Annotated in this window: 13 protein-coding genes and 5 pseudogenes; 10 read left to right on the top strand and 8 right to left on the bottom strand. The window is 57.6% G+C overall.

Annotation, left to right across the window (positions count from 1 at the left end; translation table 11 throughout):
• Positions 1-254 precede the first annotated feature (254 nt).
• The 4 genes and pseudogenes from SO156_RS33550 to SO156_RS33535 form a co-directional block, all read left to right on the top strand.
• Positions 255-479, top strand: a complete 225-nt coding sequence (locus SO156_RS33550) for a hypothetical protein (protein WP_498537764.1) — start codon at positions 255-257, stop codon at positions 477-479.
• Between the two features lie 1,023 nt (positions 480-1,502).
• Positions 1,503-2,762 carry a Glu/Leu/Phe/Val family dehydrogenase gene (locus SO156_RS33545; RefSeq protein WP_498537763.1) on the top strand — a complete coding sequence of 420 codons (1,260 nt, stop codon included), beginning with the start codon at positions 1,503-1,505 and terminating at the stop codon, positions 2,760-2,762.
• Positions 2,763-3,447: 685 nt separating this feature from the next.
• Positions 3,448-4,206, top strand: a pseudogene (gene istA / locus SO156_RS33540) (IS21 family transposase); the annotation flags it as partial.
• A gap of 370 nt (positions 4,207-4,576) precedes the next feature.
• Positions 4,577-4,882, top strand: a pseudogene (locus SO156_RS33535) (IS481 family transposase); the annotation flags it as partial.
• A 55-nt stretch (positions 4,883-4,937) separates the two neighbouring features.
• Here SO156_RS33535 and SO156_RS33530 read toward each other — a convergent pair.
• Positions 4,938-5,792, bottom strand: coding sequence for a formyl transferase (locus tag SO156_RS33530; protein WP_498537762.1), 855 nt, complete (start codon positions 5,790-5,792; stop codon positions 4,938-4,940).
• Between the two features lie 1,222 nt (positions 5,793-7,014).
• Between SO156_RS33530 and SO156_RS33525 the strand changes: the two are divergent.
• Both SO156_RS33525 and SO156_RS33520 read left to right on the top strand, forming a co-directional pair.
• Positions 7,015-7,203: pseudogene (locus tag SO156_RS33525) on the top strand (recombinase zinc ribbon domain-containing protein); the annotation flags it as partial.
• A 176-nt stretch (positions 7,204-7,379) separates the two neighbouring features.
• A complete protein-coding gene (locus SO156_RS33520) occupies positions 7,380-7,571 on the top strand; it encodes a hypothetical protein (RefSeq protein ID WP_498537761.1) in 192 nt (63 codons plus the stop codon).
• Positions 7,572-8,206: 635 nt separating this feature from the next.
• Here SO156_RS33520 and SO156_RS33515 read toward each other — a convergent pair.
• Positions 8,207-8,473 (bottom strand): ATP-binding protein, encoded by a 267-nt coding sequence (locus tag SO156_RS33515; protein ID WP_498537774.1) that lies wholly within the window; start codon positions 8,471-8,473, stop codon positions 8,207-8,209.
• A 120-nt stretch (positions 8,474-8,593) separates the two neighbouring features.
• Positions 8,594-9,454 (bottom strand): annotated as a pseudogene (locus SO156_RS33510) (transposase family protein); the annotation flags it as partial.
• 650 nt (positions 9,455-10,104) lie between these two features.
• Here SO156_RS33510 and SO156_RS33505 point away from each other — a divergent pair.
• Positions 10,105-11,757, top strand: a complete 1,653-nt coding sequence (locus SO156_RS33505) for a class I adenylate-forming enzyme family protein (protein ID WP_498537760.1) — start codon at positions 10,105-10,107, stop codon at positions 11,755-11,757.
• A gap of 374 nt (positions 11,758-12,131) precedes the next feature.
• Here the strand turns inward: SO156_RS33505 and SO156_RS33500 are convergent, their stop codons facing one another.
• From SO156_RS33500 to gabT, 3 genes are all read right to left on the bottom strand, one after another.
• Positions 12,132-12,278 (bottom strand): hypothetical protein, encoded by a 147-nt coding sequence (locus SO156_RS33500; protein ID WP_498537759.1) that lies wholly within the window; start codon positions 12,276-12,278, stop codon positions 12,132-12,134.
• A 537-nt stretch (positions 12,279-12,815) separates the two neighbouring features.
• Entirely contained in the window at positions 12,816-14,042 is a 1,227-nt protein-coding gene (locus SO156_RS33495) for an aminotransferase-like domain-containing protein (RefSeq protein ID WP_498537758.1), read from the bottom strand.
• 883 nt (positions 14,043-14,925) lie between these two features.
• Complete coding sequence (gene gabT, locus SO156_RS33490) at positions 14,926-16,242, bottom strand: 4-aminobutyrate--2-oxoglutarate transaminase (protein ID WP_498537773.1); 1,317 nt, start codon at positions 16,240-16,242, stop codon at positions 14,926-14,928.
• Positions 16,243-17,469: 1,227 nt separating this feature from the next.
• Here gabT and SO156_RS33485 point away from each other — a divergent pair.
• Positions 17,470-17,676: an aminotransferase class III-fold pyridoxal phosphate-dependent enzyme gene (locus SO156_RS33485; protein WP_498537757.1), complete on the top strand. Its 207-nt coding sequence runs from the start codon at positions 17,470-17,472 to the stop codon at positions 17,674-17,676.
• A 607-nt stretch (positions 17,677-18,283) separates the two neighbouring features.
• Positions 18,284-18,487, top strand: a complete 204-nt coding sequence (locus SO156_RS33480) for a hypothetical protein (RefSeq protein ID WP_498537756.1) — start codon at positions 18,284-18,286, stop codon at positions 18,485-18,487.
• A gap of 58 nt (positions 18,488-18,545) precedes the next feature.
• On the opposite strand, the gene SO156_RS33475 is transcribed toward SO156_RS33480, so the two are convergent.
• Entirely contained in the window at positions 18,546-18,872 is a 327-nt protein-coding gene (locus SO156_RS33475; protein ID WP_498537755.1) for a hypothetical protein, read from the bottom strand.
• 1,010 nt (positions 18,873-19,882) lie between these two features.
• Positions 19,883-20,091 (bottom strand): annotated as a pseudogene (locus tag SO156_RS33470) (transposase); the annotation flags it as partial.
• 371 nt (positions 20,092-20,462) lie between these two features.
• On the opposite strand from SO156_RS33470, the gene SO156_RS33465 reads away from it, so the two are divergent.
• On the top strand, positions 20,463-21,584 hold the full coding sequence (locus SO156_RS33465; RefSeq protein WP_498537754.1) for a KamA family radical SAM protein: 1,122 nt from the start codon (positions 20,463-20,465) through the stop codon (positions 21,582-21,584).
• Positions 21,585-21,934: the final 350 nt, after the last annotated feature.

The following is a 21,934-nucleotide window of genomic DNA, read 5'->3' as shown; positions in this document are numbered from 1 at the left end:
AGCCGCGATCGAGGTTCCGGTCGACATTGATGATAAAACCTGTCCATGCTGCAGGGCGACTTCCAAGGATTAGAGCGAGCGGCAGGACATAATCCCTTCAGTTCGGCGTTGCCGCTACCCCGCGCACCGAATACCCATTTCGCGCTAGGACGGCATACAGGCGGACGCCCCGGCGCGGCGGGCCGGAGGCCGATATCTACGCCCGCCAAGGCATCGATCTCGACCGCTCGACGCTTTCGCAGACCGGGGACATTTTGGCAGACTGGGTTGGACATGCCGCCTTCCACTGCGCCCGCTGCATGAGCGTCTCTCCGACAGAGATCAAACCTGTTGCCGACGGGACGACGGTGCTAGCTAAGGCGTCTGATTCACTTAGCCGCAGCGATGCCAACAGCTATCCGGCCTCCGTCGACGCCATCGTTTCGGACGCGCCGCTGCAGTTTGTGCGGGTGACGCATCCGATTTACCTCATTGTTTAGGCGACAGCTTCCGTGCGTCGGCAAACTGCCGCGCGGCAATCACTATGAGAGAGCTTCGCCGGGCTCGTGACGCAGGGAGGCGTAGCCCGACCGTGCGAACCGCAACAATCTCAGCAAGTGCGATTAGGCCGGTGGCGTCGATGAACAGTGGTTGCGTGCAGGCGACAACCTCCGAACCGGACGGTGCCCACTCAGTCCATTCCCTGGGCAAGCAAAAGAACCGAGACCCCGGCGAACTGCACTTCTTTCCAGACAGCCTTTGGGATCGAGATCCAGCGCGGATTTTCCAGTCCGGTAGGAGTCCGGAAGGGAAATTTCTTCGAGTGCCAATTCTGCTCTGCGCAACGCGATCTGGCCGTGAACGTCACCCGGCAACGGTTACAGGGTCTTGGAGTTTCAAAAGCCGCTGAGGTGCGGTTCTGGACGGTGCGCTTGGGTTGAGGTCGTCAGCGAGAGCGGTGGTCGATGGCTACGGATTGCGAAGCTTGGGTGAAACTCCTGTTTTTGGATGCACGGACCCGCAACGCCTGGCACACCTAGGCGGTCAGGATGAAATCGCTGATACGGCTTCACGCTGAGAGTGTTTGATTCGCCCGAGTCTGTCTCAAGACTAGCGCGAGCGCCAGCGCGTTGCCGCTCGCGGGCTTTACGACGCGCGAGCACCGGATTGTCGGGTTTGCCAGCAGCAGTCGAAGACCGAACGCGGCAGCGACGTGATTTGCGGTGCGAAAACCAACTTCCCGGAGCTCCGGCGCCACTTTCGAGCTGCCTCTCGATTTTTCTCTAAAATCGACCGGCTAACAGGTACCATTCCAATCTGGTCTTAGTTCCTCTGAAATTGGTATTTGCCCGCCCGGAGGGAGTTCGCTCACAGTACATGAAACACATACAAGCGTTTTGCCGCCCATTTCGAAACCAATTCAGCAACTCTACGCTCGTCGTCGCTGCTTTCGGCCGCGACGCGCCTAGGAGGCGGCCTGCGTGCTTTCTGTTCTGCTGTTTCAATCAACCTAAGGAGCGAACGTGAGTGCCTATGGCGGGCCGGTCTTTGACATGGCCGTGAAACAATTCGAGGTCATAGCCGACTATCTGAGCATACCGCAGGACACTAGAGCTCGGCTACTAATGCCGAAGCGAGCGGTCACCGTGTCCTGCCCGATCCACCGCGATGACGGCACGACAGCGGTTTTTGAGGGCTACCGTGTGCAGCACCACCTCACGCTTGGTCCCACGAAAGGCGGCACACGCTTCGCTCCGAGCGTTGATCTCGGTGAAGTAGCGGCGCTCGCAATCTGGATGAGCTGGAAGTGTGCTTTGGTTGGATTGCCATACGGTGGTGCCAAGGGAGGCATCAGTGTCGACCCGCGAGGCCTGTCCAAGCGCGAACTCGAAGCGCTGTCGCGCCGCTATATGCAAGAAATGATCCCCTTCGTTGGCCCTCATACCGACGTGATGGCCCCCGATATGGGGACGAACGAGCAGATCATGGCCTGGTTCATGGATACTTATTCGATGTATCAGGGACAAACGGTGACCGAAATCGTGACGGGCAAGCCTGTCAGCGCGGGCGGGACCTTGGGCCGGCGCGAGGCGACGGGGAGGGGAGTTGCTCATCTAATCCATCGTGGCGCAGACGAGCTAAAAATCAACCTCGGTGGCTCGACAGCGATCGTGCAAGGATTCGGAAATGTGGGTTCGATCACCGCGCTGGAACTATACAACATGGGAGTCAAGGTCATCGCGGTGACCGATCACACAGGCGCGCTCTATCGGCCTGCCGGTCTCGATATCCCGCACTTGGTCCGACACGCTGCTCGGCAGGGTAATTTGGAGGGTTACTCTAATGACCTCGCTTTGGACGCAGCGGAGATATTGACATTGCCTTGCGAAGTTCTCGTTCCAGCTGCAATGGAACGGGTGATCGACGCCAAAGTCGCCGCTGATCTTCGCTGTCGTATACTTGCGGAAGGCGCCAACGGCCCGACGACACCGGAAGCCGATCGGATTCTGGAGCAGCGACAAGATGAGATCTTTCTCATTCCTGACATCTTGTGTAACTCAGGAGGTGTGGTGGTCAGCTACTTTGAATGGGTGCAAGACCTCCAGCGCTTGTTCTGGGAGGAGGAGGAGGTGGTACGACGGGAGTATCAACTTCTGGATCGTGCGTTCGATCGGGTATTGACGCGAAGCAAGCGAGATGGGGTATTCAACCGCACCGCCGCCATGGCGATCGGTGTAGAGCGGGTACGCGGGGCCAAGGAGACGCGCGGATTGTTCCCGTAGATTTCGTTTGGTCGATAGTGCAGGTCGCAACGTCGGCGAGTGCGATCCAAAATCGGTATTGGCAGAGTTTAAGTGTTTTCGCGTAACGGTTGGGTGGAGGATGCGACCAGCGAACCAGCGATGTAGCGGCAATTCGCGTAAGCAGGTCGCCCGCAATAATTCGAAAATCCGCTGGCAGACCAGCTCGTCTGCTACTTTCTCCCGACTCGGACTGGGCCACTGCTGTAACACCGGCAGTGGACCATATTTCTTTGCGGAAAAATTAGCCGCTGTTTGCCATCCCGAGCGAACTTATCTGCATGGATCGGCATTCTGTCTCGGCCGCGAGCCGATAACTTCCGCGAAGGGAAACAAACCCGGTTACGAGGCGCAAGAAGTTTTCAAACTGCACCTGCCCCTGCGCGGCCGATATTGATTCAGGATGGAACTATACGCCACAAGTGGGGCGGTGGCGGTGTGCGCGGGCCATGATCTCACCTTCGTCTGAACGCCCCGTCGCCGCGAGATCTGACGAGGATTTGCAAGACCTGAGGCGGAGACTATACTTCGAGGCGAAGGCTGAACCGTCCTGCCGCAGTCTCAAAACTTCTCCAACCTTCCGCGCAGCATCGGATTAATTAGGCTGTGGGAGGAATATCGCGCGGAGCACACGCAGACCTATGGGTACAGCTAGTTATGCGATCTTTACCGGAAATGGAGCGATACGATCTCGCCGACCATGCGGCAGGCGCATGGGCCTAGAGAGAAGCTGTTCGTCGACTTCGCGGACGACACGGTGCCGGTGTTCGACGCCGCAACCGGCGTCCAGCAGTTGGTCCATGTCTTCGTCGCCGTGCTGGGGGCATCCAACTATACCATTGCCGAGGCGCGCTGGTCGGAAGGGCTGACGGACTGGATTGCTGTGCACGTCAATGCCTTGCGCGCGATCGGCGGCATGCCGAAGGCGATCGTCTGCGACAATCGGAAATCCGGCGTCACCGTCATCTGTCGCTATGAGCCGGGCTTCAACCGCACCTACCAGGAGCTGGCCGAGCATTACGGGACCGCGATCCTGCGCACGCGTCCGCGGAAGCCGCGCGACAACGCGGCGGTGCAAATCGTCCAGCAGCGTTTCTTCTCGCTTGACGAACTCAATGCGGCAATTCGCGAGGCGATCGCCGACCTCAACGCCAAGATCATGCGCAAGCTCGGCGTGAACCGCAACGAGCTGTTCGCACAAATCGACAAACGGGCGCTTAAAACCCTACCCCCGACCTTCTATCGGTACGCAGAATGGAAGAAATGCAATGTCGCACCCGACTATCAGGTCGAGATCGCGGGCGATTACTACTCGGCGCCCTCACGTTTGATCCGCGCAGAGCTCAGGGCGCGCATCATCGATGGGACGATCGATATCTTGCACAAGGGTAGCCGGGTCGCCAGCTCCGCCCGCTCTGACGGGCCACATTGCCACACCACGATGCCGGAGCACATGCCGAGCGCGCACCGGCGCTATGCCGAATGGAAGCCGCTCTCGTCGAGCCGATCAAGAAGGCCAAGCTCACCACGAGCAGGACTTCCGAGTTTGTCCCGGCATTCTGTGGCTCGAGCGCAGCTGCGGCTCGGCCCGCATCGAGGCCGCCTGCCAGCGCGGCAACGACATCGGCGGGACCACCTACGGCTCGATCCCATAGCACGGGCTCGATCGCGCCTACGGAAACGAGAGACCGCCGGACGGCCCACCAATCCGACACGGCAACATAAGCGGCACCTAACTACTACCTCGGCCTTTCTCGAAGCTCTGATCGCGGCCCCCGACGGCAAGATACGTGACGCATATGTTCGATGTGCGATGCCACGAAAACAGGATCGAACGACGGCTGACCAAAATCAAGCATCCCTGGACCAATGGCCAGGTCGAGCGCATGAACCGCACGATCAAGGAAACGACCGTCCAACGCTACCATGACAATCGACACGATCAGCTCGAATCTCAACCTGCCGACTTCCTCACCGCCTAGCACTACGTTCGGCGGCTGAAGACCTGAAGGGCCTCACACGCTACGAATACATCCGTAAGTGCTGGACTTCCCATCGGACGATTCAAACTCAAGCCGCTCCAGCAAATGCCGAGACTAAACACATCCCGGTCCCGTTCAAAGGGCGAGCGCTCCAGGGGCAATCTTGCTCGATCGCTTAGAGTTTCCGCCGAAGCAAAATCTCAGGTAATCCTGGAACCACTTGCGAGCCCTCCGCCAGGTTCAAACCTAAGCCTTCGAAGAAGCTACCAGAGTCTATCGTCCGAACCCTTTCAACTAGCCAATTTGGAGGCGTGAAGCGGGGCGGAAGGTATAAAGCGCGATAGAGCCGCTCGAGTTGCTGCTCGCTTCGAGGAACGTCCGCCGATTCCAAAAGTTCGGTGACCATCCGCATGGTATAGAGGCGATGCTCGCGCTTGTCCTCGGCTATCAGCGCGGCCTGGGATCGCCGGGTAAAGGATCCGTCCAATAAGCGCAGCCAGACTTCGCAGAAGAGCGCGTAGCTATAAAGTTGCGCTCTCGTGTCTAAAGACAAAGCTGTCTCGGAAGGTAGGATTGGGAACCGCAACTCACGGACGATGTCGCCCGTATCAACGCCTTCCGAGAGAAAGTGGAGGGTCACCGCAAAGCTCATGTCGCCATTGAGTATCGCTTGTGTGCGCGCCCAACTGCCACGGTATTCAGGCAGTGGAGCGGGATGGAGGTTGATTCCTCCTCGATCGAATCGTGCAAGGACGTGGGCAGGGAAGATCTTGTCCCACATCGTGCTTACGAGAAAGCCACCGTGATGGGAGAGGTCGTCCATTGACTGCAAATATGGTATTCCGTGGCGATCCGCGACTTCCCAAAGTTCTTCGCTGGTTTCGTGCCTCCACCACGTTTCCTTGTTGCGGGGCGCGCCGAGAATAGCGGAGACTAGATCTTTGCCGCAGGTCTCTATAATAAACAGAATGCACCGGGTTGCGAGTCCTCGGGTGCCAGCAAACACGAGTCCGTTACTTAACATCGACATATTTGGACCTCACGCATTCAAGCGGCCACAATTGCTCATGCCTTAGATGCGATGATGGAGTGTAGTTGCGGGGCGCGTTGTTAACCCTGTCGTAAGCGCTGTCTGTATCAACCAGGTATTGAGATACAACTTCAACTCTTCCAAGAGTTGGAGTCCAAAATGCTTCGTTTGGCTTCCGATAACCAATTGAGAAATCGAAGGTCCGAAGCTTAATCGCAGGAATCCGCATATCTGCGATTGCGCTTGAGAGGCGATTGTGCCCCGGATCAAAAGCGAGAGTTCAGTCCAGATCAGGTCGCGAATGTCACTAAAATGACAGCGAAATCCCTTCCCATCTTTAACCCCAGACGTCATCCTAAAATGCATCATAAGAATCCTGCCTGCAGTTATGAACGCTCATTTATCGCCATGTCACGTCAACGTTCGCACGATCTTCCGGCGCGTGAAACTACTAATTTCGGCAGCTTCCTCGAACGAACCTTTTTGCTGACTTGTACGACGCAGGTGCCTGCGCTGGTCATAACGTGTCGCAACGAAACGGATGGTCGCGGGCGCGGCTAGCGGGACGACATGGGCGCGGCGCATAGTGCCGCGACAATCGGGGCAGAAGGGGATCTCGCATTTGACGAGCGGATCGTCGCCGGCTTCATGATTGCGGATTCCGATGATCTAGCCCGGTGTACCGATTTGATCTAGCCCAAGATTCCGAGATGATCTCGCCCGCCATTCGATTTGATGTCGCCCGGGGCGCGAGGCGTTATGGCTAGGTTTGAGGTGCTCAAGGAGCGGTCGGGGCGCGGTCCTGCTTACGTCTTTGTCGCGCAGCCGGCCGGCCGGCCGCGGGCGGTTCGGATCGCGTTGACGGATCTTACCGAGACGCCAATCACGTCCCGCTTGCCGCGGATCTACAGCGCATCAGCCCCTGCCGACGTCGGCAAATCCACCCGGCCGCACGACGGCCGACATTCCGCGCCTGTCGTCGAATCTGTCGACCGCGACGCAGATTCAGGTCGCTCAAATTCTCGCCATGCTGCTGCGGCGAATGCTAGCGGTTCCCGGCACGCCTGAAAGGAACTGGGTAGTCTGATCAGCTCGACCGTCGCTGACGAGTGGCTCACAACTACGCGCCGAGCCAAGTTGGCCTATTTCTAAGTGCAGCAGTCATCTGTGAACCAGGTGCGCCAGCACCAGGAGAGCACGGAGCTGCAGGACCGCCTCGTCGATCGCGCGATCGGCCTGGGCTGGCCGCCGGATCGCGTCTGCGATTTGCGGCCGCTGCGGACGGCGCATGAGCATTCGCTACACGGGCCCGAATGTCGACTATCCGGTCTATTGTTGCCGCTCGGATCGGGACCAGCAAGACAGTGCACCGTGTCAGGAAGTCCGGGCCTTGGCGGTTGACGCGCTGGTCGAACGGGTGGTCCTCGATATTCTGGTACCCGATCAGATTGAGATCGCACTTGCGGCGGCAGGCCAACTGGAGCAGGAGAGCGGTCAGCTCGAGCGCCAGTGGGCGCTTAGCGTGGAGCGTGCCTGCAACGAGGCCGAGCGCGCTCGGCGTCTGTATGACGCGAGCCCGAGAAACGCGTGGCGCGCTCACTCGAGCGGACTAGGGAAGAGAAGCTGCTTGTCGTCGAGGCGGTCGAGCAGCAGCATGCGCGCTGGCGGGTGCATGAGTCGCTTCTGATTGGCCCGGCGGAACGCGCAGGGCTACAAGCGCTCGGCGAGAACCTGCCGCGAATTTGCAAAACGACCATCTCGTCGGTAGCCGATCGCTAGCGTATTCTGCGATTCGTCATCCGCGAAGTCGTTCTTGATCAGAAGCAGACCCGAGGTCAGGTGTCGCTCAAGATTGTCTGGCAGACCGGCGCAATTAGCCAGCATCAAACAGCGCGTTCACACCTACCGCGATTACACCGACGTCGATCGGTGCGGCGACGGATCATCGAGTTGAATGCTGAACACCAATTGGATGGCGAGATCGCGGCAATACTCAATCAGAAAGGCTTCGTCGCAACGCGAGGCTGCGCCTTCAAAAGCGAGAACGTCTGGGTGCAATTCCCAACGTCAAAATCAACGGCGTCGACAAGGATCTAACGCGCTTGGCCCGACGGTAGCTTCTCGATCAGAGCGCGGCGGCTGAGCTTGGGGTAACCACTATCTCGCGCACGGATTGCTAACAGGCCATCAGTTGCCCAAAGGCCAGCATGGCGGATCGAACTCTCAGATCGACAAATCAGTCAGCTTCGCAATCGGGTACGACGCAGCATTCGAAGAAGGAGGCATCATGAAGTCATCGGGTCGCGGATCAGCGCGTGCCATTGATCGGCACGAAGCTGGCTCGTGATGATGGTGGCGCTGATGGAGCACGGAGCGTTTGTGGCGGCAGGCCTTGTTGCCGGCGCTCGGGCGAGTCAGCTCTTGACGAGGCCGGAGGGGCCGCAGATCAAAAAGGTGGGCATCGTCGTCGATCCATCGGTCTTCGACGTGAGGGAGGTGCGATAGTCGATGTCCTCGACGCAGGCCTGCTGGCGCAGCTTGGCATATTGCAGCCGCTTCGACAGCCGCTTGTTGCGTCGTCGCGACGCTTCGCCTTCGGGCAGCAACGCAAGCCACTCGGCGTGGCCGAGGCTCGCAGCCTCGCCGCCGGCTTCGATGTCGATGAAGGGGGCCTTGGCCATGCGGTGCGAGCCAAGCGCCTGGAGCTGATCGAGGGGCGGATGGGTGAGCAAAGTGGGTTTTCCTAGTTGTAGTAGCGCATTCCGCGGATGTTGGAAGCTGGATCGGCACTTCGTCCGCGGCGCGTCGTTGCCGCGATACTTCGTGTCGACGGAGGCCCGCTCGATCGTGCATCCGGTGAGCGTCTCAGTGCGGTCCCTCGCCGCATCGGGCTGGTACTGGTCGCGCAGGCGCACCGAGTCCATCGGATAGAGGACGCCTTCGGAAGGTGTGACCGTCGTAGAGGTTATAGGGCGGGAGCCGGCGGTTGTTGGTGACGATGGCAGCGTTCACCCTGAACTCGTAAGGCGCGGCTGCCTAGCCATTGCCGATGCAGTCTACCCCCGGGGCATGGAAGCAATAAAGGCTTCCAACCGCGCTGGCGCTGCTGCTGCGAGCGAATCTGGCTGGCTCGCCGTAAGGGAAAGAGCGAACGCTTCCTCGAGCGCGGTTTTACCTCGATCTTGCGGCGGATGACCCGGCCTGGCCGGCTGCGCAGGATGTGCACTGCCGCTGATTCCGCTTGAACTGTTTGAGCTTGGGCGTAGCGGCCCCCCATATCGCGGCAGCCTTGGCCACACGAGAATAGGATTGCCGCAGCCTGATGGAGTGCTTGCTCGACAGGGGCGGTTGAGCCGCTTGATGGCCGCATGCAGCGGCTGGGCATCAGTCGGAAAGCTGATGGCCTTCGGCTGCACCGTAGTATGTCGACCGTGACCCGCTCGAGGTCTTGGCGCGTAACTTCGGCCAACAACAGCTCCAGCTTGCCGCCGAGCCGTTTGCGCCAATGCCTCAGACCCGAGCGCTCGTACGGGAAGCCGGCGTTGGAAGAACTATGGTGAGGTACTGGAATAGGTCGCGGACCCAACACTCGCACACCCCCTCATAGGACAGGCTGCAGTGTGCGTGAGCAACAATAGCTCTTTCATGAACCGCGTCTCGACTGCGTCTAAGTCATCAACCCCGCCGCAAATCAGTGACCCGCGATCGCTCCGCCGCTATTGAATGCTGTAGGTGCCGACACTGCATCCTCAAATATCAAATCCTCAGTTACCCATCAGAGTAGGTAGTGTCTCGATCAATTGCTAATGGTCTATGATCAGCTACTAACTCGCGCACAGACATAACGTAGCTCATCACGCTGACGCAAGCTGCGGCAATGATAAGCGTAGCCAATCCGGTGAATGTCTCACGCTTTCTTTCGTATCGTTGCGAAAGTTCGCTATTGCATCGAAGAAAGGCGCGGTCGCAGGTCTCAGGTCCCGTTTACAACTCGTTGTTAGGCGTATGCACAATGTCGCGCTCGAAAACCGGAATCCTCCGAGTCAAATTGTGACGTCATCAAAGTTCTCTCCACCCATAACCGTCGCCGATGACGAATTGGATCTTGGCATCTCCATTCCAATTGCGCACGAAAGGAGCAGCCAATGATAGTTGCCCAAGAATCTCAAGTGCCAGCCGGCGGGCTGAAGCCTAAGAAATCCGCGACACCGCGTTGGCTCTGATGATCGGCAACTTCACCGAGCTGTCAAATCGAAAGGTTGCGTCCCGTTGGCGGCTTGTTTTTGTCCCCTGAAGCCTAAGGTTCCTTACGATGCCCCATACAAACTCGACACGAAGCCAACTCCGCGACCAGATTGCGAATGTTTCGAGCAGATTTGAGGCGCTGGAAGCCGCATATGAAACGATCACTGTCGCACAATTAGTTTCAATGCGGGCGCGGACGCATGGCTCAACGACAGCGATCGATATCTTCGAGCGCGGCGAGCGCGCGACCTACTCCGAGATGGACCGATGGTCCAACAAATATGCGCGTATGCTGCAAGCATTCGGCGTGCGCAAGGGCGATCGCATCGCTGTGATGCTGCCCAATCGCATCGAATTCCCGATCCTTTGGTTCGCGCTTGCAAAGCTCGGTGCGGTGCTGGTCCCGGTTAACCGCCACTACACGCCACGGGAGATCGAACACGTTCTAACCGACACGCAGGCGAAAGTAGCTATCGTCGACGAATCCGCATGGCCAGTGTTCTCCGCGATGGACCCTTGGCCGCAAGACCTCGCCAAGTCGCGAGTGATTCTTGTCGGACATCATCCTTCTGCCGCGATCGTTACTATGCTCGATGAACTGCTTAAGGGCGTCGACGAGTCGCCGGTCGACGAGGATATTGGCCCCGACTGCCTGCTTAACATTCAATACACATCGGGGACTACGGCCTTTCCGAAAGGCTGCATGTTGACACACGATTATTGGGGAGTGACGTCGTATCAGCGAGTCATCCGGGACCTTCAGTCATACAAAAGGTATCTATCCACAGGGCCGTTTTTCCATTCCAGTTCCCAATGGACTCTGCTGAGTTCGTATCGCCAAGGCGGCACGCTGTACCTGGCTAAGCAATACATTTCCACACAATTCTTCGACTGGATCAGGCAGTTCCGCATCGAGTGGTGTTCGTTGCCCGAGCCGCTGGCCAGGCAGCGTGTAACCGCAGCCGATGCGTTGACGTGCCTGAAGCAGGTCGTGCAGACCGACAGTTGGAATCCGGACACGGTACGTCGATTCCGCGAACGGTTTCGCGTGCGCGTCTTGGATTCCTACGGAATGACTGAAGTCGGATATGGCACACTGCCTCCTCATATCGAGGAGATGGAAGATTCAGGCTCGGTCGGGATTCGCGCGCCCTTTCGGGCGCTGCGGTTGACGAACGAGGATGGCAGCCCCACGCCGGTCGGCGAAGTCGGCGAGCTGTGGGTAAAAGGTCGTGCGGTCTTTAAGGGCTATTGGAACAGGCCGGAAGCGAATGCCGCCGCATTCGAAGGCGAGTGGTTCAAGACGGGTGATTTGTTGCGCCGCGACGAACTTGGCTTTCACTGGCTCGTAGGGCGCAAAAAGGATATCATCCGGGTGGACACCGAGAACATCTCTGCACGCGAGGTGGAAGCCGTTGTCCGCGAGATTCCTGAGATCGCGGATGTGGCCGCAGTGCCTGTTCCCGATGTTGAGCGCGGCGAGGAGATCAAAATCTGCGTGGAACTGAAGGATGGTGTCACGCCAGCTGATCTCCCCGTGGAGCGCATTCTCGAGTATGCTCGCGCGCGTCTTGCTGTGTTCAAGGTGCCGCGGTACATCGCGTTTACTTCGGCGCTTCCGCGAACCACCTCCAGTGACAAAGTGCTTAAACGTGAGCTTATGAATCTCAGCGATCCACTTGCCGGCGCCTACGACAACCAGGAGAAGCGCTGGCGTTGAAGCCGATATTTCAGTCCAGTTAGCACACGCGCGCAGTCATCAACTGATTATTCTCTCCTTCAACGGAGTTGCCCTTCAGGCAAGGTGCCGTAGCTGCACATCGTTGTCAGGGTGCATAGAGCGTTGCGCTCATCAGTCGCCTGCGACGATGTCCGTGCTGTACTGCTCACATCCAAAGCTGTATTGTGCGGATGATCGATGGGTAAGAAGTCCGGTTCGGGGCTCTCCGCTGCACGTCTCGAAACCTGGCCGAAGTTTCAGCGCCAGCAGAAGTTTGCGCACGCGATCAGCGCGGATAAGCCGCGTTAGCGAAAGTGACTGATGCCGGCGATTCGTGCTCCACGTTGACTCGGCGCAAGGAGCCACGCCCAAGCTCAATAGCGGCAACTGGCCGAGTGATGAATCCGGGCTGATGTCCAGTTTAAGGTGGCCCCTCTCTTGGTAGCAAGCGCAAAGTGATGATTGCAGTCCTCCAGGCGATGGTTGGCGCGCACGCCGATCGCGAGAATCACGGCCAGCATTAAATGCCTCGGGACCTGGGACGCGCGCCGCGCCTTCAACACGCCTGGCAGCGGGCACCAAGCTGCCGATGGCTAGTCCATCTTGACAAGATCTGGCGCAGACAGCGACCCGATAGTCATGCCTAGCATCGTACGAATCGAGTTCAAGTAGCTGGCTGCCACAAGTTCGGAATATGAAAGGTTGAGGGCCAGGTGGCCGCGTCCTCTCGCCTCGCATTCGCAATCGTGGGGACGCACAACGCGACGTTAAGTGCAAGACTTAAATAGCTTGCAACTACCATCCTCCTCCCGATGGCGCCGTTCGGCCCGATGGATGTTTCGCCAGCACCGGCATCTTGAGCGGCTCAACTGCTGAGTCTCCTTACAGCGTCAATCCTTTTATTGTCGTTCGATGGAGTCGCGTACGACGCGAGATCGTCCGTGCTGGCGTTAAGGCGGTGCCGATGCGTGTCGTGCGCTTGGTCTGAGCAAACTGCAGAGACTGACTCACGAAGCTGCCATGGCCCGGTACTCGATGGTCAGTAAAGCCGGTCATGGTCAGACGACCCGGTTGGTTGACCCGCCGACCTCGGACCGCATGGCGACGTAGGCGCGACCCAACCGTTTGACGCCTTCGACAATCCCGGTTGGCGCGCTGAAACTATAGGCGAGGCGCACGAACGAACCGGGCGGTTCTTCGGCGAAGCACAGCCGGCCCGAGATGATGGAGACGCCCTCGTTTGCGGCGCGACGCACGAGCTCGTCGGCATCAATCTCAGGCGGCAGCCACACCCACAGGAAATAGCCGCCGTTTGGCGAATAAAGCGATGTGCCCGGGAGGTGCTCGCGAACAGCTTCGATCATCGCGTCACGATGAACACGCAGCAAGCTAGACAGCGTCGCGATGTGCCGATTCACCGTCCCATTCCGGAAGAGCTGAACAACGATTCGTTGCAGCAAGGGGGAGGTGCCGCCGTCGGATTTATGCGATGCCATCCGGCGGATGATTGCCGGGTCTGCATTTATCCAGCCGATTCGCAACCCTGGCGCAAGAATCTTAGAGACGGTGCCCAAGCTGATTACCCGGCCGTTCTTGTCGAAGGCCTTGATCGGGGGCACAGGCTGGCCCTCGAATCGGATGTGTCGATAGGGGTCATCTTCAATGATAACGAAATCATAGTCCGTGGCCAACTCGACGAGCCTTTGCCGGCGAGCAGCCGACATAGCAATGGCGGTGGGGTTGTGGAAGTCCGGCATATCGAAGAGCAGCTTGGGCAAGGGCTCGCCTGCATCGCGCCGTGCCTGCAGACGGTTTCTCAGGATCTCCGTGTCCATGCCCTCTTCATCCTGGGGTATGGAAATGAAGTGCGCCTCGGCATGGTTGAGTATCCTGACTGCGTTCATGTAAGTTGGAGCGGCCACGATCACCGGGTCGCTAGGCTCGAGGAAGACCCGACACGCGAGGTCCAGCGCGTGCTTGGCGCCGTTTACGACTAGGATATTCTCACGAGCCGCCGTGACCCCATCCTGGCAGAGATAGTTAACGATGGCGTCGCGCAGGTCATCTAGGCCATAGAGCGGACCATATTGCAATGTCTCGCGCTTCAACTCGGCGGCCGCAATCGCTTCGGATACGATGTCCGGCAGCGTGTCGGGGAAATCGTATCCGCCGCCGAGCTCGATGAGATTGCCGTGCGCCGCCGCCGCCACACTCGGGGCAACAGTATCGCGGGCCCGTTTGGCCCAGCGATAGCGCGGCGTGCTCTGATTCATAGATTGATTCATATTTCTCTCCTCCTTGCAGTTGTGCGGCAGCGGCTCAGGCTAGCAACATGCGGCCATCAGGGCCCATCGCTTTCTTCAGTGAAGTGTGGCGAGCTCGCCACGGCTGATCTGACGATCGATCTCACGCGAGCGCTATCTGGCCATGTTGAGTCCGGCGATCTGGGTTGGCCCATGCAGCGAAGTTCGCGGTAACCGCGACATTGATGGTTCTCCGCCTGCGCGTCACCAAGCAGAACCAATCTCAGCGCATTATGTAGAGACAATCCGGCTGCCTTCATCGGAAACTCCTGGAACGAGCCGCATCGGTTGGCTCTGGCTTCCTCACCCTAGCAATCGGCGTGCCAGTTGCGGAATCCGACACGTGTTTTGCTTAACGAGAGAGACACGCGCGCGTATCTACTAACCGTCCTGTGGAATGGCCGACCGGCTTTTGTCGAATCCAGGACATTGGCGGTCTTCAATCAGACATGGATGACGCGAGAGCGTGGTGGCGCGTACATCAAGGCGCGCTCAGCGAGTCTTTCCACTATGGTCAGGCTCGCAGGTGAGTTGGCACCGTATGTCGGCTCCACATCGCAAGCAACTTAGCTGTCGCCGGGCTTGCGTCAGCGCGAAGTGGCTATGGCCAAATCCATAAAACAAGCCACCGCAGAACCAGGCGGCGCCGATCCACGGCATGGTCTAGAAGAGTGGACCATCCGTCAATCGATTGCCTTCTCCGATTGGAAAAGCGCCAAAAAGAGTCGGCTCGCCGCCACGGGAGCGGTTTCGACACCTGCAAGTTCTACCTGACTCCCGCGACCTTGCCTTATTGCGTGAAGGGGTAAGAGTCGGGCGACGTCGGCTGTACAATGGCCGTTGTTTCGTTACAGGGGGTGTTAGTTCAAAAGATTTGACTGCCGCCGTTGCAATGGCAAGGCACGTCAGGCGTTACGCCGACCGTGAGCACTTCTTCGAGAATGCCGAGCGCCTCGTCGAAGACGGCGTCCTCGATCGTGAGCGGGAAGAGGAACCGGATCACATTCCTATCGACGCCAGCATACAGCAACAGAAGCCCGCGCTCGAGTGCGCGCGCCATCACTCTCTTCGCGCCTTCAGCATCCGGCTCGCGCGTGCCTGGTTTGCAGAACTCGACCGCGATCATTCCACCCAGCCCGCGAACCTCCGCGATCTCCGGTACGTAGTTCTTCAGCGCGGTCAGCTTTGCCTTCAACCGTCCTCCCAGGGCTGTCGCACGTTCACAAAGCCGCTCCTCGTCGATGATATCGAGCACCGCGTGCGCTGCAGCGATCGCGAGCGGGTTGCCCGCGTACGTGCCGCCCAACCCGCCGGGTGCGAGCGCATCCATGATTTCGGCGCGGCCCACCACGCCTGACAGCGGCATGCCGCCCGCCAAGCTCTTCCCCATAGTCGTCAGGTCGGGCACAACATCATGATGTTGCATGGCGAAGAACTTGCCAGTGCGTGCGAAACCGGTCTGCACTTCATCGGCGATAAGCAGAATTCCATGCTCGTCGCAAATCGTACGTAGCCCGCACAGAAAGTCCGTCGGCGCCACGTAGAAACCGCCATCGCCTTGTACCGGCTCCAATATGATAGCGGCCACGCACTTGGGATCGATGTCGGCTTTAAAGAGAAACTCGATCGCGCGCAGCGATTCGGCTGTACTCACGCAGTGCAGCGGGTTCGGATAAGGCGCATGAAACACGCCAGCGGGAAAAGCCCCCAAGCCTAGCTTGTGCGGCGAAACCATACCCGTGAGCGCTGTGCCGAACAGTGAACGCCCGTGAAATCCGTTCGTAAAGGCAATCACGCCCGTGCGGCCTGTAGCCACACGCGCGATCTTGATCGCGTTTTCTACCGCCTCGACGCCGGTTGTGAAGAATGCCGTCTTCTTTGCAAAGGTCCCAGGGCCGCGCTGATTGATTTTCTCGGCGAGCTCCACGTAAGAAGCGTACGGCACGATTCCGTAGCACGTATGGGTGAAACGGTCCAGTTGCTCGCGAATGGCTGCCAGGATCTTCGGATGGCAGTGGCCGGTGTTCAGGACGGCGACGCCGCCGACGAAGTCGATGAAACGCCGGCCTTCGATATCCCAAAGCTGGGCGTTTTCGGCGCGGGCGGCGTAGATGTTGCACATCGTGCCTTGGCCGCGTGGCGTCGCGGCTTCCTTGCGGCTCTTAACCTTAGCACTCTTCATAGACTTCATAGTCATTCCTTCCCAATCGTTCGTCCGATGTCGAGGCTACAAGTGCAGCGGCTATGCACAGGTTTCGCTCCTAATTTCGGTAAAGCCTTAGAATCAAGTCGCTGGGTGAGCCGACGGCGCTTGCCTGCGTGCACGCGGCAGCGGCCACCCTATACCGGCAATAGGATCTGCCGTGGTCACAGGCGATCCCCTCGAGCGAACTGCCCGGGCGCCAGGGCATTCTGTCACGATACAGCAAGTAGACGAACAAGCCCGATAATGATCGCGCACCAGCTAACTGCGCTGCACAGTTCGTTCGATACCTCGCGTTGCATCTGTCTCCCCTTGACTCGTGCGCATGAGTTCCTTGTCGGCGAGAAAGCTGCAGACGCACTGGAAATTCTTGGAGCCCATCATCGTGGCTTGGCAGGTCGAAACTCAGACGCACTCTTAATCTCTTTGGCGCGACATCACACACGGCTCATCTTGCAGGATTTAGGCCAGCGCAGACAATGCGGATTGCGTTCGGCCCCTTCTTGCACAATGTCGCGTTCGCAACAGGGTCGGCGGAGTGGAGACAAGCCCTACATTTTCTTTCAGACACAACGCGCGCTGCACAAGACCAACTCCTGCGGCAATACGTAGACTGAACGAAGTGGCAATTGGACCGGGTTTGCTCCACTCTCCGTGCAGACCGTGTTCGAGGGCGCGTTCCTCCGCAATCATTTCTTGAATTCATGATGCCAAGGATGAAGTCCGATTTGGCATCCCTTCACACAACATGCGCTTCAAGCCGAGATGACCAGGTTTGTCCGCGGTGGGTTTCTATCTGTACATCGCAGGCGGGGGCCGGTCTTGGATGCAATCTCTTCCTGATAGATCGTGACGCATGGTCATTGCCATCCGCAGATCATGCGCGAGATTCCAGGACAAGCCAGCAAGCTCACCCAGATCATCTTCGCCGGTCACACCACGATCCGGCGGAGCAAGTAGCGGCACAACTCTTGCAAATCGCACCGCGTGGCCTGGAACATGTCTTCGTCTCCGACAGCGGCTCGCCCAGTGTGTAAGTCGCCTCAAAGATGGCACTCGGCTACTGGTATAATATAGGCAAGCAGCGAAAACGCATTGTCGTGATGCAACATTCCTACTCAGGGCGTGTTCAACGCCGGTACGGGCTCTGTGTTCGACATTGCCTCAATCCCCTTCCTGCGAAGGTTCGTGAGCAGGCGACGCTCGATGCGCTCGAATCCTGAATGTCGAAACGAAATACCCGCCACCTTTATCGTGGAACCTCTGATATTGGGGGCAGGTGGATGCGAATGTGCCCAGCCCTGCGTGCTGAGACAGATGAAGCCGATCTGTGAGGTCTGGGACTTTCTGTTCATTCCCGACGAGGTCATGGCCGGCCGGGGCCGCATAGGAACATTATTCGCTTGCGAGTAGGCCGATGTGACATCAGGTATTGCCTCCTGTTCGAAAGGCTGAGGGGGCGGAGCACTTCCACTCGCGGTGACACTCTTGGTGTCGAAATTTTCGAGGCGCATTCTTATTCATATATGTCTAGTGCTTGCGCCGCCGCAAAAGCCAACCTGGATCTTTGGCAAGAACCCAAATATTTCGAGCTAGTGGCATCGGTTCTGCGATGTAACTTGCTGCTCCAGCCGCTCGGCAATAGGATCTACGTGATGCCGCTGTCTTGCCTGACAGCGGTCGACCTCGATGACATCTATGCAAAGACCCGCGATTCTGCGGATGCGTTTACTTGATAGCTCGCTCTGAGGCGCCTCCATCGAGAGCACTGCTTTCGACCGATCCAGTGGTCAACTGCGGCACAGCCACGGCCTGCGTCATGTTGCTCGTCTGGACGAAGAGACGCGAACCGTTTCAGGGCAACCATGGCACCAATTCCAATCCGATATTGATCTGCCCGAGATTGGTATTGGCGTGGCCGCAGGCGTTTTGATTTACGTTCATTTCAGTGCAGGTTCTTCATTGGCATGAAGTTGTTTTTGTCCAGCTCCGCTGGTCCGGCCTGCCAAACCGATAGTTAATGTACAGTGTTCCGGACGCAGAGATCGGCGCGATCTCTGGGAAGGAGGTCGCGCTGGCGTTCCCAGCACTCCGTCATCGCGCCGTCGCCGATACGATGGCGCGCACGAAGGCCGATCTGACGCCGTCAGGCCGGACATCAGAGTGGCTGCCGCCGATAACTGTCCAGGGCGTGCGCCACGCAGAAGAAGATGCACGGCGGTGACCCAGAATGCCCACAGGAGGCGAGAATGCAAAACGGTTCTCCTAATTCGCGCGGTAGTTCAGTAAATTGCTGTGCCGTATGCGGCGGGAAGTTCGGGTTGATCCGCCACTATTGGTGGCGAACGGCGCTTTGCTCCAAAAAATGCATCGACCGTTTCGATGCGCGCCGGGAAGCCGATCGTCAATGGCTTCGCTTTGCTCGCGGAATGGTAAATGCCGTCGGACGCCAGGCCCGCAACGGAGCCGCATGAAGTAACGAGTTTGAACGTCTTTCGCGCCAACTGCCGTTGCAGCGCCGAACGTGCGCAAAAAAACGAAACAAACCACCAGATAGCGCAACAGGCTCTCCGGGTCGGCGCACCGACGGATCGCATCACGAAGTTCATAGTCGTAAATCAAAGGAGTCCGCGCCGCGATCGAACCTCCGTTGAATGCTCTTGCTCCTTGGGCCCGGGTTAGGTGCGAGATGTAGCAACACGCGGAGGATATTGTGACTACGATTGCTACCGACAGCGCCACTCATCGTTCATCCCGTTTCGTGCGGGGCGCGCGGATTCGGTATTCGACCCGAAAAATCTGGTCCACTTGGACTTGCGGCCCTGCTGACCGCAGCTTCGTGTTGGCTCAAGTCGGGCGGCGGAGGTCTCGAAGTTTTGTGTGGACAGAGCGTCACATCCCGGGCTGTCCAGAGGTGAGGGACCCCCCTCAGGTCAAGTAGTTTGGAACGGCCCTAAGCCGTTTCGCATGACCTTAGGACGTCGAAATTCCATTGACGGATCGCGCGCGATCATTGGAAGCGTTGATGCGCTTTATCCTGAAATTGGGGAGCAAACTGGTTTTTTTTGTCGCTATTGACCGCTTTCTCCCTTTATCTAGGAAGCGCCAACTTCCGGAAAGCCGGTCACTGAATGTCAGGATCTTGACACATATTTCGGGGCGGCATCTCGACGCGGCACAGTTCCAATCATTTACCGTTGGAGAGAAGAGGGAGCCGTGTCGTAATGACCACCGCTTACGATGCGGTGACGAAGCGCATTGCCGACCTCATCGTCGACACCGTCCTTTGACAGACTTGGGTCGGATTCGAGAACGCATTGCCAGTCAGCATGGGCATGATGGATCATCACTTGGAAGCAGCTTCGCGTACGGTGCCTCGTGCGTCGATATGCCGTCCTCAGTTTTCACCGCAGCACTGAGAACACGGCACCGAACGCCGGAGGTTTGCTGCGGCATGCTGCCGTCGGTTTAACTCGACGGTAGTATCAAGCGTGTCGAAATGATACGTGCACTGTTCGATTGCGAAATTCCCGGCATGGGGCATCTCGGTCTCACCGGCTTCAAAGCCTGAAGTCATAGGTAATCCGATGATGCCCTGCCGCTGCTCGACGCCGCGCACCTCGCGCAAAGCCGTAATGTGCTGGAGCAGCAAGATTCTGATCATGAAGCGGGGCTCGATCCTGGGCCGGCCGTTCTCGCTGTAAAGCGGAGCGATCTCGCAGTCGATCCAGGTCGCAGCTGAACCAGTTCGTGCTTTATGTTGATTATCTGATCCAGCACCGGAAACACGTCACTCGATCCCGTGGCTTTGTTCTTCTTCGGCTGCATTGTCACATCCGATGCGCAACAGAGTCATGGTTCGTCGCAAAAGGGAATCCAAAAACGAAATTGCAGGGTTTGGCCGCCAGAAGCTGGGCCTTATGGATTTTCCAAGGGTGAAATTCCTTGCTCATCGTCAAAAATCAGATCGCACCCTCTTGACCGGTCACTACTCAGATAGGCTCCTAGCGCACATATCCCGCGAAATCGCTTGTTCTTATCGGTCGGGAATTGGCACGAAGCTTGAATGCGACGGAGCGTGCCAGGCGGGGCGGGCCGCCAGCACCCATATCGCGGGAAGATGAGCTCGTTCCTGTGCCATTTGACTGTCGTGGCCCAAACACCACCAAAAAGGAAAGTAATCATCTCGGAGTTCTCGTATGTCAGTTACTAAAGAGCCGCAAAATAGCTCCTGGGACGATTGGCGTTGGCAGCTTGCTAACAGCATCACCACGTCCGAAGCCCTAAGGAAGCACATAAATTTAACGCGGGAAGAAGAAGAAGCGTTCGACAAAGTGGGTAAGCGATATGTCTTCAAGGTAACTCCATATTACTTATCATTGATGGACCGGAACGATCCAAACGATCCGATTCGCCGCCAAGCTATGCCAAACATCAATGAGCTCGTTGACATTTATCATATCGACCAACTCCCGTCGTTCCACCGATCAGGCGTGGAGTCCGAGAATCCACTTTGGAAAGAAGGCAAGACCGATGTGAGCTGCATCGTTCACAGATATCCCGATCGCGTTCTTTTTCATCTGACTAACTTGTGTTCCACATACTGCAGATACTGCTCGCGCAAGGTGCATGCGAATCACGATTCAATCGTCAGTGACCGATCCTTGATAGACAGTGGAATTGCGTATATCCAAGAGCGTCCAGAAATTCGGGACGTGCTTTTGAGCGGCGGTGATCCCCTTACGATTGCCGACAACAAGATAGAGTACGTACTGTCGCGTCTCAGACAGCTCCCACATGTGCAGATCATTCGTATCGGCACCCGGGCTCCTGTAACGCTGCCCCAGCGGATTACGCTTGAGTTCTGTCGAATCATTAAGAAGTATCATCCAATTTGGATAAATACTCACTTCAATCACCCCAACGAGGTGACATCTGAGGCCAAACTCGCGATCGAACGATTGCTTGAAGCGGGGGTTCCCGTGGGAAACCAATCCGTGCTGTTGAAAGGAATCAATGACTCGATCGACGTTATGAAGCGGTTGGTCCACGCACTGGTTATGGCCCGCGTGCGACCGTATTATTTGTATCATGCTGATTTAGTGCGGGGAGCTGAGCATTTTAGAACATCGATAGCTGAGGGGATACATATAATCGAAAATCTCCGCGGACATACCACAGGGTTTGCGGTGCCCCAATATGTGATCTGCACGCCCCTTGGTAAGACACCGCTCAATCCGAATTACCTGATTGGCTCGGGACCGGGGCATGTTGTGCTGCGCAACTATGAATGGAGAACTTGGAAAGATCCGGATGCTTGAGAACCAGTACTACCAATTGGCTAACCAGTTGATCCTGCTGATGGCCGCTACTCGCAACAAGAGACGGACAGGGTTTTTATACGAACTAACTAGTCAATCGACAGTACAGTGATTTGAGACCCAACGATTGTTTATACTCGCGGTAAGCGAGCGCAAAGGGGGATGCGATTTTCCAGCACCCCGATACGCTAATGGTCGAATTGTTGGTCAAGGCAGTCAACGCGCAAATAAGTCGACGGTGATGCGTCCCATATCTCGACGAGTGGCGTAAATATGAACAAGGCTTCTGGATGGAGGAGCCGGCTCCGAAATCTGAACAGTACGACAAGTGCAGTTTCTGCCTGACAGCG

The sequence above is a fragment of the Bradyrhizobium sp. UFLA05-125 genome (assembly GCF_059803515.1).
Note: the sequence above shows the minus strand (reverse complement) of the source record. Positions and strands in the feature narration are given on the sequence as shown.

Bases quoted from the DNA above. Each gene is read 5' to 3' on its own strand.
- gabT (WP_498537773.1), bottom strand. From the start codon at position 16,242: ATGAAGAGTGCTAAGGTTAAGAGCCGCAAGGAAGCCGCGACGCCACGC.
- SO156_RS33465 (WP_498537754.1), top strand. From the start codon at position 20,463: ATGTCAGTTACTAAAGAGCCGCAAAATAGCTCCTGGGACGATTGGCGT.
- SO156_RS33495 (WP_498537758.1), bottom strand. From the start codon at position 14,042: ATGAATCAATCTATGAATCAGAGCACGCCGCGCTATCGCTGGGCCAAA.
- SO156_RS33505 (WP_498537760.1), top strand. From the start codon at position 10,105: ATGCCCCATACAAACTCGACACGAAGCCAACTCCGCGACCAGATTGCG.
- SO156_RS33485 (WP_498537757.1), top strand. From the start codon at position 17,470: ATGCGCTCGAATCCTGAATGTCGAAACGAAATACCCGCCACCTTTATC.
- SO156_RS33515 (WP_498537774.1), bottom strand. From the start codon at position 8,473: ATGGCCAAGGCCCCCTTCATCGACATCGAAGCCGGCGGCGAGGCTGCG.
- SO156_RS33500 (WP_498537759.1), bottom strand. From the start codon at position 12,278: ATGCTGGCCGTGATTCTCGCGATCGGCGTGCGCGCCAACCATCGCCTG.
- SO156_RS33530 (WP_498537762.1), bottom strand. From the start codon at position 5,792: ATGTCGATGTTAAGTAACGGACTCGTGTTTGCTGGCACCCGAGGACTC.
- SO156_RS33480 (WP_498537756.1), top strand. From the start codon at position 18,284: ATGTACAGTGTTCCGGACGCAGAGATCGGCGCGATCTCTGGGAAGGAG.
- SO156_RS33475 (WP_498537755.1), bottom strand. From the start codon at position 18,872: ATGAACTTCGTGATGCGATCCGTCGGTGCGCCGACCCGGAGAGCCTGT.